At 70.5% G+C, this 12837-nt stretch carries 10 protein-coding genes and 1 pseudogene; 7 read left to right on the plus strand and 4 right to left on the minus strand.

The genetic code is table 11. The annotated features are described in order from the left end of the window. The first annotated feature begins 57 nt into the window (after positions 1 to 57). The 6 genes from AB5J50_RS07675 to AB5J50_RS07700 all read left to right on the plus strand — a co-directional run bounded on the left by AB5J50_RS07675 (position 58) and on the right by AB5J50_RS07700 (position 8014). Positions 58 to 1266: an ROK family protein gene (locus AB5J50_RS07675; RefSeq protein WP_369256145.1), complete on the plus strand. Its 1209-nt coding sequence runs from the start codon at positions 58 to 60 to the stop codon at positions 1264 to 1266. Between the two features lie 310 nt (positions 1267 to 1576). After that, positions 1577 to 3061 carry an APC family permease gene (locus AB5J50_RS07680; RefSeq protein ID WP_369256147.1) on the plus strand — a complete coding sequence of 495 codons (1485 nt, stop codon included), beginning with the start codon at positions 1577 to 1579 and terminating at the stop codon, positions 3059 to 3061. After that, positions 3058 to 4071: an acetamidase/formamidase family protein gene (locus AB5J50_RS07685; protein WP_327426888.1), complete on the plus strand. Its 1014-nt coding sequence runs from the start codon at positions 3058 to 3060 to the stop codon at positions 4069 to 4071. Before AB5J50_RS07680 ends, AB5J50_RS07685 begins: the two co-directional genes overlap by 4 nt. Before the next feature lie 57 nt (positions 4072 to 4128). Continuing rightward, entirely contained in the window at positions 4129 to 4728 is a 600-nt protein-coding gene (locus tag AB5J50_RS07690) for an N-acetylmuramoyl-L-alanine amidase (RefSeq protein WP_369256149.1), read from the plus strand. 155 nt (positions 4729 to 4883) lie between these two features. Next, complete coding sequence (locus AB5J50_RS07695; protein WP_369256151.1) at positions 4884 to 6209, plus strand: GAF domain-containing protein; 1326 nt, start codon at positions 4884 to 4886, stop codon at positions 6207 to 6209. 281 nt (positions 6210 to 6490) lie between these two features. Further along, positions 6491 to 8014: an aldehyde dehydrogenase family protein gene (locus AB5J50_RS07700; RefSeq protein ID WP_369256153.1), complete on the plus strand. Its 1524-nt coding sequence runs from the start codon at positions 6491 to 6493 to the stop codon at positions 8012 to 8014. A 638-nt stretch (positions 8015 to 8652) separates the two neighbouring features. On the opposite strand, the pseudogene AB5J50_RS07705 reads toward AB5J50_RS07700, so the two are convergent. From AB5J50_RS07705 to AB5J50_RS07715, 3 genes and pseudogenes are all read right to left on the minus strand, one after another. Next, positions 8653 to 8937, minus strand: a pseudogene (locus AB5J50_RS07705) (MBL fold metallo-hydrolase); the annotation flags it as partial. 32 nt (positions 8938 to 8969) lie between these two features. After that, positions 8970 to 10094, minus strand: a complete 1125-nt coding sequence (locus AB5J50_RS07710) for a winged helix DNA-binding domain-containing protein (protein WP_369256155.1) — start codon at positions 10092 to 10094, stop codon at positions 8970 to 8972. Beyond that, entirely contained in the window at positions 10091 to 11080 is a 990-nt protein-coding gene (locus AB5J50_RS07715; protein ID WP_369256157.1) for a zinc-binding dehydrogenase, read from the minus strand. The genes AB5J50_RS07710 and AB5J50_RS07715 overlap by 4 nt, the downstream gene beginning before the upstream one ends. A gap of 95 nt (positions 11081 to 11175) precedes the next feature. Here AB5J50_RS07715 and AB5J50_RS07720 point away from each other — a divergent pair, with 95 nt between their 5' ends. Further along, positions 11176 to 12132, plus strand: a complete 957-nt coding sequence (locus AB5J50_RS07720; protein WP_369256159.1) for a helix-turn-helix transcriptional regulator — start codon at positions 11176 to 11178, stop codon at positions 12130 to 12132. A 108-nt stretch (positions 12133 to 12240) separates the two neighbouring features. Here AB5J50_RS07720 and AB5J50_RS07725 read toward each other — a convergent pair whose 3' ends face one another. After that, a complete protein-coding gene (locus tag AB5J50_RS07725; RefSeq protein ID WP_369256161.1) occupies positions 12241 to 12795 on the minus strand; it encodes a MarR family winged helix-turn-helix transcriptional regulator in 555 nt (184 codons plus the stop codon). Positions 12796 to 12837: the final 42 nt, after the last annotated feature.

Raw genomic sequence — 12837 nt, forward strand, 5'->3', positions numbered from 1 at the left:
CCGGCACAGACGAGGACCGCCCGCACAGGGACCGGCCGGACGAGGACTGACGGAGGCATGACCGCACCGCTGCACGAGGCCCACCCGACCGGTTCCGGCCGGCGGCTGCCCGACACCCAGCAGGGCATGCGCCGCCGCAACCTCTCCCGGGTCATGCACACCGTCAGCGCCGAGGGGCCGCTGTCACGTGCCGCCGTCGCCTCGCACATCGGCCTGACGCGGGCGGCCGTGTCGACGCTGGTGGACGAGCTGATCCGCTCGGGGCTCCTCGAAGAGCTGGGGCCCGAGCGGCCCGGCCGGGTGGGACGGCCTGGCTCGGCCCTCGCCGTCAGCGGGCACGGTCCCGCCGGGATCGGCGCCGAGGTGGGCGTCGACCATCTCGCGGTGTGCGCGGTCGATCTGCGCGGTGAGGTGCGGGCCCGGGCGGTGCGGCACGGCACGAACCGCGGTCGGCCGCCCGAGCCGGTGATCCAGGAGCTGACGGCGCTGATACGTCAGGTCATCGCCGAGGCGGAGCGGGAGGGGCTGTGGCCCGCGGGCCTCGCGGTCGCCGTGCCCGGCCTGGTGGCACGCGACGCCCGGACCGTGGTCCGCGCCCCCAACCTCGACTGGCACGACACGGACCTCGGCGCGCTGCTGCCCGGGGAACTGCCCCTGACCGTGGACAACGAGGCCAACTTCGGCGGTCTCGCGGAACTCTGGCTCGGCGACGCGACTCCGCGTGACTTTCTGCATGTGTCGGCGGAGATCGGCATCGGTGCGGCGGTGCTCGTGGACGGGCGGCTGCTGCGCGGAACGCGCGGCTTCGCGGGCGAGCTGGGGCATGTACCGGTCCGTCCGGACGGGCCGGAGTGCCCGTGCGGTGGACGCGGCTGCCTCGAACAGTACGCGGGTGAGGAAGCCGTCCTGCGCGCCGCCGGTCTGGAGCTGGGCGAGGACCGGGTCGGTCTGCTGGCCGAGCGGGCCGCCCAGGGCGACACGGAGGTACGCCGTGCCCTGCGCGAAGCCGGAACCGCGCTCGGCATCGCGCTGACCGGGGCGGTCAATCTGCTGGACCCCGAAACAGTCGTGCTGGGGGGAGCACTGTCCGGTCTCGCGCCCTGGCTGCTGCCGTCGCTGGAAGGGGAGTTGGCGCGGCGCACGGCGGGTCCCGCCTGTGCCGTATCCGTCTCGCGGCTGGGGCCCGAGGGTCCGCTGCTGGGCGCTGCGCACTCGGTGGTGCGGGGAGTGCTCGACGATCCGGCCGGGGTGGCGGGGCGGTCGTAGCGGGCGGGGAGTCATAGCGGACCGGCGGTTTCAGCCGGCGATCCGTCCCAGCAGACCATCGGTTTCAGTCGGCAGTCGGTCTCGGCGGACGGGCGGCGTACGTCGAGACGCGCGCCGCAGGCCCGAAGATTTGCGAGCTGCCGGACACCTGCTCCCCCCTTTCGGGTGGCCGAGTTGTCCACAGTCCCGGAGTTGTCCACCGACTCACGCCTCGCTCTTCCTGCCCAACCGGCAAGCGCCGTACCGTAATTCACGCGAGGCGCAGCCGTCGGGCCGGCGGCTGTGTGTCCGGGCGAATCGGGGGGTTCACATGTCGGGGGAATCGGCTCCAGGGCTGCGTCGTGAGGCCATCGGACTGCGCGAGGTGCTGTTCCAGAGCATCACGGCCATGGCCCCGGCCGCGGCGGTCGCCGCGTCCATTCCGTCGGGTGCGGCCTTCGCGGGCGGCAGTCTGCCACTGTCCGTGCTGATCGCCTTGGCGGCATGTCTGCTCACCGCGTCGTGCGTGGCCGAGCTGGCACGGCAGTTGCCCGCCGCAGGCTCGGTGGCCACGTACGCGGCTCAGGGACTGCACCCTGCCGTCGGATTCCTCGTGGGCTGGGGCTATGTCTTCGTCGAAGCGCTGGTGCCGCCGCTGCTGCTTCTGCAGCTCGGGTTCACCACCGCGGGCACGCTGCACCAGGAGTGGTCCTCGTACCCGGACGACCTGTGGTGGCCCTGGTCGCTCGCGGGCGCTGCCGTCATCGCGGTCGCGGGCTATTTCGGAGTGCGCGCCTCAGCCCGATTCGGAACCGTTCTCGGCGTGTTCGAGGTGCTGGTCTTCCTCGTCTTCGCGGCATGGCTGATCGTCAAGGCGGGCGGTGACAACACCCTGTCGGTGTTCGGCACCTCTCACACGGCCGAGGGATACGACGGCATCAGCGGCGTGTTCGCCGGATCGGTGTACACGGTGTTGGCCTTCGCCGGCTTCGAGGCGGCGGCACCGCTCGCGGAGGAGACGAGGGACCCGCGCCGCACGATGCACCGGGCCGTCCTCGGCGCGGCACTCTCGATCGGTCTCGTGTACGTGCTGACGACCTACGCCATGTCCGTGTACTTCGGCCCCGACCGCTTCGCAGGCTTCGGGGCCTCCGGTGCCGCCTCCTGGGAAGGTGTGGCACGCGCTTCGTTCGGACTGTTCTGGGTGCTCGTGTTCCTCGCGGTGGTCAACTCGACGATCGCCAACGCCAACGCCTGCGCCAACGTCTCCACCAGAACCGCCTTCGCCCTGGGCCGGATCCGGGTGTTCCCGCAGCTCTTCGCGCGCGTGCACCCCAGACATCGCTCCCCCGTCTCCGGAGTCGCCGTGCAGTGCGCCGTGGCGCTCGCGGCCATGCTGGGACTCGGCTTCGCCTACGACCCCGTGACCGCGTTCCTGCTGCTCGCGACGGTGATCGTCACGGTCGTGATCGGGGTGTACATCGTGGTGAACCTCGCCTGTGCGGGCTATTTCCTGCGCCGCAGGCGGGAGTTGTTCAAACCGGTGCGGCATCTGGTGTTCCCCCTGCTCGGCATCGTCGCCTTCCTCCCCGCGCTGCTGACCGCGGCGGGCCTGCCGGTCTTCGACTTCGTGTCAGAACTGACCGCCCCCGTGTCGTACGCGGGACCGGTCGTCGGTGTCTGGATGCTGGCGGGGGTCGTGGTATTGATCGTCCTGCTGCGCCGCCATCCCGGGCGCATAGCCGAGACCGCCCGTGTCCACCTCGACGAGACCTCCACGCCCGACCCCCGACAGAGCGGAGCTGTACAGCGATGAGCGACCCCCGGATCCTGACCGTGCGGCCCGCACCGGGCGAGTACGCGTGGACGTTCGGCGGCGCGCCGCCGGTGGCGCGCATCGCGCCCGGCACGGTCCTCGATCTCTACACCGAGGACTGCTTCGCCGGACGGGTGCGCTCCGAGAAGGACCTGGTGTCCCAGGTGTGCGAGTTCCCGTTCCTCAATCCGCAGACCGGCCCCTTCCATGTGGAGGGAGCAGAGCCGGGTGACACGGTCGCGGTTCACTTCGTGTCGATCGAACCGGCCCGCGACTGGGCGGCATCGACGACCGTTCCCCTGTTCGGCGCGCTCACTTCCACGCACACCACGGCCACGCTGCAACCGCCGCTGCCGGAGACCGTGTGGATCTGGCAGCTCGACCGGGAGCGGCGCACCGCGCTGTTCAGCGCGCGGGACAGCGACATCCAGATCGAGCTGCCGATGGATCCGATGCATGGAACCGTCGGTGTGGCGCCCGCGAATCTGGAGGTGCGCTCCGCGCTGGTGCCCGACGCGCACGGTGGGAACATGGACACTCCGGAGATGCGGGCCGGCGTGACCTGCTACCTCGGAGTGAACGTCGAGGGCGCCCTGTTGAGCCTCGGTGACGGGCACGCGCGGCAGGGCGAGGGCGAGACCTGCGGAGTCGCCGTCGAGTGCGCGATGAACACGGTGGTGATCGTCGAGCTTCTCAAGGGAGTGGCCACCCCCTGGCCGCGTATCGAGTCCGACACGCACATCATCTCGACCGGCTCGGCACGCCCCTTGGAGGACGCGTTCCGGATATCCCAGCTCGACCTGGTGCAGTGGCTGGTGCGTGACTACGGCTTCAGTGAGCTGGACGCGTACCAGTTCGCGACCCAGGCGGTCGAGTCGCCGCTCGCGAACGTCTGCGACACCAACTACACGTGCGTCGCCAAGCTCCGCAAGGAATGGCTGCCCGCGCGCGAGACACATCGCGGGCTGCACGCACAGCTGCGCGAGACGGCCGCGGCACTGCGGCACTGAGCGCGCGTCCACTCACCCTCGCTCAATGACCCCCCACCATCGAAAGGCAGACACACCATGGAACGGGCCAGGTCGTTCCCCAGCCGGCGGCGGCTGCTGAAGGGCGCAGCCCTCGCCGCTCTCCCCTGCTCGTTACTCCCCGGCACCCGGGCCGCGGCACAGGCCGCGGTCGTCGACTTCCCGGGCGCCGAATGGACGCAGGCGAGCACGTCCAACTACACAGCGTCCAACCGGCCGACGGCCTATCCGCTCGACTATGTGATCATCCACGTCACGCAGGCGACCTACTCCAACACCTTGTCCATCTTCCAGAATCCTCAGAAGAAGGTGTCCGCCCACTACCTCGTGCGATCGGCCGACGGGCATGTCGCGCAGTGCGTCAGGGAGCACGACATCGCCTGGCACGCGGGAAACTGGGACTACAACACGCGCAGCATCGGCATCGAGCACGAGGGCTGGGTGGACCAGCCCGCCTACTTCACCAACGCGCTGTACGAGGAGTCGGCCAAGCTCACCGCCGCGATCTGCACGCGATACGGCATCCCCAAGGATCGCGCCCACATCATCGGCCACTTCGAGGTACCCGGCACCGACCACACCGATCCCGGGCCGAGCTGGGACTGGACGCGCTACATAAGGCTCGTCAACTTCGCCTGACCGACGGGCCCTCGGGGTGCCCGGAAGGCGACGGGCGGTGCGGGCGACGGGTTCGGTGGACGGCCACAACAACTGTCCGGACGGTCACACTGCTTGTCGGGGCCCGCACCGGGAGTGACGATGGTCCCAGCCGCATCGCCTGCCGGGAGGCCGAGTTGACCGATCCATGGGTGGCCCTGGAACCGGGCACCGATCCCGTCGAGCGGGTGCAGATCCTGCGTCGTGCCCACGAGGCGTTCACCGAGGCGGGCACGGTGCCACGGCCGGTGCGTTCCGTGGTGGCCGACTCGTGGCGGCGTTCGGCACGGGCTGGCGTCGTGCCGGACGGCACCGCGAGCGTGGAGCTCACGGACGGGGATCTGGGCTCGTATCGGGCCGAGCATCCGCTGGCCCGGGTGATGCCGCTGTTCCGGGAACTCATGGGAACGTTCGCGGCGGACGGGGAGCACCTCCTGGCGGTGTGCGACGCGCAGGGCAGACTGCTGTGGGTCGAGGGCCATCCGGTGCCGCGGCGGCGGGCGGGGCGGATGAACTTCGTGCCGGGTGCGCGGTGGTCGGAGACGGCGGTCGGTACGAACGCTCCTGGCACGGCGGTGGCCGTCGACCGGCCGGTGCAGGTGTTCGCGGCCGAGCACTTCATCCGGCGTGTCCAGCCCTGGACGTGCGCGGCGGCACCCGTGCACGATCCGCGCACCGGGCGGGTGCTCGGCGCGGTGGACATCACCGGCGGGGACGGGCTCGCGCATCCGCACAGTCTCGGTTTCGTGCAGGCGGTGGCGCGCGCCGCGGAGTCCCAACTGGCGTTGTTCGCACCGCCGAAGGCCATGGCCGACACGGTCGAACTGACCGCGCTGGGCCGCGACGAGGCTCAACTGCTCGCGGGCGGGCGGAAGATCAGGCTCAGCCGCAGGCACAGCGAGATCCTGGTGCTGCTGGCCCGGCACCCGGAGGGTCTGACGGGCGACGAGTTGTTGTGCGCGCTGTACGAGGACGAGTCGGTGACGCCGGTGACGCTGCGCGCCGAACTGGCACGGCTGCGCCGAGTTCTCGGCCCGGGGCTGCTGGGTTCGCGCCCCTATCGGCTCACGGCGCCGGTCGAGTCCGATGTCGCGGTCGTGGAGCGACGGCTCGGCACCGGCGCGGTCACGGCGGCCGCGGCGGTGTACGCCGGTCCGCTGTTGCCGGGTTCAGGGGCACCGGCGGTGGTGCGGCTGCGGCACCGGCTCGCCGAGGGGCTGCGTACGGCGCTCATCGCCCGCCGCGATCCCGACCTGCTGGCCGACTGGGCCCGCGCGCCGTGGGGCGAGGACGACCTCGACGTATGGCGGGCGCTGGCCGCGGTGCGCCCGACGGCGGCGGTGCGGGCGCGGCTGGCTGCGTTGGAGGCCGAGCTGTCGGCGCCACCGGGCTGGGCGCACCCCGCACCCCACGGACGGACGCGACCGGCACACCAGGGGACGACGCGCCCGACACCCCACTGACGAACACACCGCAAACCCAACAGCCACCGGGGCACGCGGCGCCCCCGGCACCCCGGCACCCCGGCACCCCGGCACGGGGCCACTGGGCCAACCCGGCACGGCGCCACCGCGCCACCGCGCCACCGCGCCACCGCGCCACCGCGCCACCGCGCCACCGCGCCACCGGCGTAACCCCACAGGCCGATTCCCGGGCACGCAACGTCTTCGCAACGTCGGCGTTCCTAGCCTCGCGGCGAGAGCTGCCCAATGGCGGGCAGCGCTTCTCCGGGAGGCAGACCAGCATGACCCGTTACGCGGCGCCTGGCACCGAGGGCGCGATCGTCTCCTACCAGGCGCGTTACGACCACTTCATCGGCGGCGAGTACGTGCCGCCGGCTCGCGGGCAGTACTTCGAGAACCCGAGTCCGGTGAACGGGCAGCCGTTCACAGAGGTCGCGCGGGGCACCGCCGAGGACGTGGAGCGCGCGCTGGACGCGGCGCACGCGGCGGCGCCCGCCTGGGGCCGCACCTCCGTCACCGCGCGTGGTGACATCCTGCTCAAGATCGCCGACCGGATGGAGGCGAACCTGGAGAAGCTGGCGGTCGCCGAGAGCTGGGAGAACGGCAAGCCGGTGCGCGAGACCCTGGCGGCCGACATCCCGCTCGCGATCGACCACTTCCGCTACTTCGCGGGGGCGATCCGCGCGCAGGAGGGTTCGCTCGGCGAGGTCGACGACGACACCGTCGCGTACCACTTCCACGAGCCGCTCGGCGTCGTCGCGCAGATCATTCCGTGGAACTTCCCCATCCTGATGGCGGTCTGGAAGCTCGCCCCTGCGCTGGCGGCCGGCAACGCGGTCGTCATCAAGCCCGCCGAGCAGACCCCGGCGTCCATCCACTACTGGATGAGCCTGATCGCGGACCTGCTGCCGCCGGGCGTCGTGAACATCGTCAACGGCTTCGGCGTGGAGGCGGGAAAGCCGCTCGCGTCCAGCCCGCGGGTGGCGAAGGTCGCGTTCACGGGTGAGACCACGACGGGGCGGCTGATCATGCAGTACGCCTCGGAGAACATCAAGCCGGTGACGCTGGAGCTCGGCGGCAAGTCCCCGAACATCTTCTTCGACGACGTCTGGGCCGAGAACGACGACTTCCGCGACAAGGCGCTCGAAGGCTTCACGATGTTCGCGCTCAATCAGGGCGAGGTGTGCACCTGCCCGTCGCGCGCACTGATCCAGCGCGGCCACTACCGCGAGTTCCTTCAGGCGGCGGTCGCCCGCACCGAACTCATCAAGCCCGGCCATCCGCTGGACACCGACACGATGATCGGCGCCCAGGCCTCCAACGACCAGTTGGAGAAGATCCTCTCCTACCTGGACGTCGGCCGGCAGGAGGGCGCCAAGGTCCTCACGGGTGGTGAACGCATCGAGTACGACGGGGAGTTGAAGGGCGGTTACTACGTCCAGCCGACGATCTTCGAGGGCGACAACCGCATGCGGATCTTCCAGGAGGAGATCTTCGGACCGGTCGTCTCCGTCACATCGTTCGACGACTTCGACGACGCCATCAAGATCGCGAACGACACCCTGTACGGGCTCGGGGCCGGCGTATGGACGCGGGACATCAACACCGCCTACCGTGCGGGCCGTTCGATCCAGGCGGGCCGCGTCTGGACGAACTGCTACCACGCGTACCCGGCACACGCGGCGTTCGGCGGCTACAAGCAGTCCGGCATCGGCCGCGAGACCCACAAGATGATGCTGGAGCACTACCAGCAGACGAAGAACATTCTTGTTTCATACAGCCCGAAGAAGCTTGGGTTCTTCTAGAGCCTGAAGTCGGTTGCCTGGAGGCATCGTTGCGCTCCAGGCAACCCGACACGGGAGCTACCGTCTGTAATCAATTGGGCTTCTCGCCCTACCGTCTGACATCCCAGGGAGCTTCTCCCGGACCAGTCGCGGAAGGACATCACCCCCACGAGCCGCCTCCAATGAGCGTCACAAGTCCATGCGAACCACAGCTAGCCCGAGAATCCGGCGAGTGAGCACCGGCTCCTAGCACCACATCAGATTGAATACGGGGCGTGGGCCACATGCGTCACTCACGCCTCAAGACTCCGCCCCTGCAGGTCAGGACGTCTTCGCGGCAAACCCCCAGTGTCGCAACGCGCTCCACATGATGCGTCATCGGAACCATGTCGGCGAAGCGGAGCAGATCCTCACCCAGCACAGGACTCACATTCCCAGAGGCGTTGCCGACCGATCATCGCCCCCGCAGTTCACGAAGTACGTTCTGACGGAAACCCGCGCCGCGCCACCCAGCGTCGGCAGGGGTCTGAACTGTCGAGGGGGATACGAGCGTTCCTCGCGAGGCAGTCCGTCCGACGCAAGGATCACGCGCTCATATGCTGCAGCGGGATACCGGCTCAACATCTCTACGATCCGGCCGGTCTCATGCTCGCTCGATGTCACACGTCACCAGCGAAGTCGAGATCCTCGCTCCGCTTGTCAGCGACCGCCGTCACCATTGACTCCGGCCGACGCCACGGGTGAACGATCGGGCCGGACACGGCGCGCCACCACGGGTCCGCGGGAAGCTGCCTGGCCGGCTCGAAAGGCTCACCAGGCTGAGGGGAAGCAACGGCCTGCCCGACCTTCCCAGCCGCATCCCTGGTCCACTCCCCCGGCTCCACCCACGCATGGAAAGCCAGGTGGAACGTCCCTCAGTGGATCGGCAGCAACACACCGTGCGGCCTAGAGTCCGTGGGGTTCTTGGGGTGGAACCTCAAAACGACCGGGTTGCGACCATGGTGCCGTAGGACACCGTCGTGCCTCCCACGAACGGCAGCAGCCGGACGGCCTCCTGTTCCAGGGCCGCCCGATCGGTGGCGCAGAGCGGCCGAAAAGGGGTGAGGCGCAGCGTCCCGGCGTCGAGGGACCACGTTCCGTGCACCCGGCCGTCCACCAGGAAGGTGGGCCGTACCCGCGCCTGGCCGGGCATCACGCGCTTACGGTCCTCGTCACTGATGACGCGGGTCCGGTCCACGTGGCCGAGCAGGACGTTGTCGAATGCGGGCAGCAGCCGCACGGGAGCGGGAGTCTCGGGGTCGGGCAGCTCCGCGTCGGCCAGATCGATCAGTTCCCTGCCTTCGGGGTCGCGGTAGCGGCGCAGTTCGGCACGCATCTCCGCGACGACTTCGCCCAGGCGAGTCAGTCCGCACCAGGCCTGGACGTCCTTCACCCCGGCCGGGCCGAAGGCGGCCAGATAGCGGCGGATCAGCTCCTTGGCCGAATCCGTGACGCCGGTCGCCGTCGCCGCCGTCCCCATCGGCTGTCCCAGCCAGACCTCGGCGGGCGTGACGGAGACCGCCGACCGGTTGCCCCAGGAACCCCAGGCGCCGGTGGCCGCGCCGTGGACGAGCGGAGTGCGCAGTTCAACCTCCCCGGCCAGGATCCGCCCGTCGCGTCCCGGGTGGCGTTCGGCCAGCCGTCGGGCCAGCTCCCTCCGCGACAGCGTCCCGTCCCCGAGCAGGTCGAGTCCCTCGGCCACCAAGGACACCGCGTCCAGCCCTGTGCTGTTCCGGGTGAAGTGCGGCGAGCCGGCGGTGCGGTCGAGCACGGGCTGCATCAGCGGCCGCAGCCGACGGAAGTCGTCGGCCGCGGCGAGGTGCTGGGTGCTGCGGAGCAGGCCGGAGCGGACCACCTGCCGGTCCTCCAGTAGTGCGGTGAGCTGGGACTGTGTGAAGCCGTGGATCCTGCTCCACAGTCCGACGTAGGCCCAGTTGGGTTCCTGTGCCTGCAGTGCGACCAGTCGCCCGATCACCTCCAGCGGAGTGCGATCGGTGCGCGCCAGCAGGAACTGCCGGTCCGTCAGCGCCCGGTTCAGGGCTCGGAGGGAGAGCGTGGTCACGACAGACGCACCGAGACATTGCCCTGGTAGGAACCCTGAAGCAGTGAGAGGAACGCCCGCGGCACGTCCTCGATCCCTCCCTCGACGACCATCTGCGGGTAGACGAAGCGGCCCTCGCCCAGCCACCTGCTGAAGTGCTCCCGCCAGGCCGCGATCTGATCGGGCGTGTGGTAACAGGAGAACGGCAGCAGCTCGATGCCCTTGGCCTCGGCCGCCGCGCGGTCGGGCTTCGGGAAACGTTCCGCCGCGTCGCCGAGCTGGCTCGACAGTGAACCGCACAGGGCGAAGCGCGCCCCGGGCCGGGCCGCCTGCAGCGCGGCGTCGTACTGCTCGCCGCCCACGACGTCGAAGAACACCGAGATGCCCTCGGGCGCGGCCTCCTTGAGCCGGTCCGCGGCGGAGCCGTCGTGGTAGTCGAACGCGGCGTCGTAGCCAAGTTCGTTCACCAGGTACGTGACCTTGGCCGGGCTTCCGGCACTGCCGATCACCCGCGCCGCGCCGCGACACCTGGCGATCTGCCCGGCCAGCGAGCCGACCCCGCCCGCCGCACCGGAGACGAACACCACATCGCCCTCGCCGACGGCCGCCACGTCGGCCACCCCGTAGTAAGCGGTCGGCCCCTGGCCCAGGTGATACCCGGGGTCGGTGAAGAGTCCGCGGTCGAGCTTGACGTACCCGGCGGCCGGACCCGCCGAGTACTCGCTCCAGCCGGCCATCGACCGGACCATGTCGCCGACCGCGAGCTCGGGGCTGTCGGACCGGACGACCGTGCCGATGGCGGCCAATCCCACCCGCCGGCCCGGCTGCCAGGCCGGCACCGGGAGGGTGCAGTCGGCCCGCATCAGCTCCAGGTACGTCGCGGCGAGCCCCACCTGGTCGGTCCGCACCAGGACCTCGCCGTCCACCTCGGTCTCGGCGACGGTGAAGTGGTCGAGCGTCGGGACGCCGGTGATCTGCGCGGCCAGCTGGATCTCACGGGTGATCATTTCTTGGTCCTCACATCGGTCCGGTACGGCCTTCGAGATCGACCCTAGGGAGGCTTCCGGCCACTTCCTGACCGGAACTCGGGCAGTATTCCGGCATGGCGAACACCAGCTCACGGACCCTCAGACTGCTTTCCCTGCTGCAGACCCACCGCCACTGGCCCGGCCTGGAACTGGCCGACCGGCTCGGGGTGTCCGAGCGGACCCTGCGCCGCGACGTCGACAGGCTGCGCGAGCTCGGCTACCCGGTCAGCGCGGCCCGGGGCACGGATGGCGGCTACCAGCTCACGCCCGGCGCTGTCCTGCCCCCGCTGCTGCTGGACGACGAGGAGGCGGTGGCGCTCGCGGTGGGCATCGGCGACGCGGCACAGAGCGGGATCGCGGGGATGGAGGATGCGTCCCTGCGCGCACTGACCAAGGTGGTGCGGGTCCTGCCGCCCCGGCTCAGGGCCAGGGTGGATGCCCTGCGCGCGATGACCGTCTCCGCCTCCGCGTCCGGGCCTGTCGTCGCGGCGGGTGTGCTCACCGCGGTCGCCCAGGCATGCCGGGACGAGGAGCGGCTGCGGTTCGGCTACACGGCCCGGGGCGCCGTGCCCACCGGGCGCGAGGTCGAACCGCACCGCGTCGTCGCCCTCGGCGGGCGCTGGTACCTCGTCGCCTACGATCTGGACCGCCACGACTGGCGCAGTTTCCGCCTCGACCGGCTGACCGGGCCGACGGCGACCGACATCCGCTTCCGGCCCCGCCCGCTCCCGGCCGAGGACGCCGTGGCCTTCGTCCACGCATCGAACGGGGCCCCGGCTCCGTACACGGTCGAGGTCGTCGTCCACGCTCCCTCCGCACGGGTGCGGCAGGTGGTCGGCCAGTGGGGCACGATCGAACCGCTCACCCAGGACAGCTGCCGGCTCACCATGACCTCGACCTCCTTCGACTGGCCGACGCAGGCACTGGGCAACATGGGCGCCGAGTTCGAGGTCCTGGGGCCACCGGAGTTCGCCGCACACGTCCAGGAGTGGGGGACCCGCTTCCTCCGGGCCACCCGCGCACCCGAGTGACCTTCCTGGCCGTAGCACCGCGGCGGTGGCGCGGCATTCGTAGCAGCGGGCGAAGCGGCGGCAGGCGTTCCGCCAGGGCCGGATGGGTGGGGTGGTGGTGCTGGAGGTTCAGTCGACGTGCGGCATGAGGGGCGGGCCGCCGTCCTCGACGGCAAGGGCCACGACCCGCAGGAGGTCGGCCAGCTGCCCCAACTCCTTCTCGGCCAGGGGCGCGAGCAGTGTGGCCTCGGCCTCCCGCTGGTCGTCGATCACCGCCGACCACGTCTCGGCCCCCTGGGCAGTCAGGCCGACGAGAAGGCTGCGGCGATCCTCAGGTGCGTGCTCGCGAGTGATCAGGCCCGCCGACTGCAGGCGGTCGAGGCGGTTGGTGAGGGTCGCGGGGTGGACGCCGAGTCCCTGAGCGAGGCGTGTAGGCGCCATGCGATAGGGCTCTCCCGCCGAGCGCAGGCGCCACAGGATCTCGTACTCCCACAGCTTCAGGCCGTGCCGCGCCAGGGCGGCCTCCTTCTTCTGCTGCAGGTGGCGCACGAGCATCTGCATGCGGGTGACGGCGCCCTCCAACTCAGGCACCAGACCTGGGACTTCACGCCCCCAGCGGGCGATGTGCCGGTCGATCGAGTCCCGTGGCCGCGCCGATTCCGCCGCTGAATGCCGTGATGTCACGGCGTCACTCTACCCTCCAGAAATTACGTATCGAGATATTTT

This window comes from Streptomyces sp. R35 (genome assembly GCF_041053035.1).
In the GTDB taxonomy this organism is placed as follows: domain Bacteria; phylum Actinomycetota; class Actinomycetes; order Streptomycetales; family Streptomycetaceae; genus Streptomyces; species Streptomyces lutosisoli.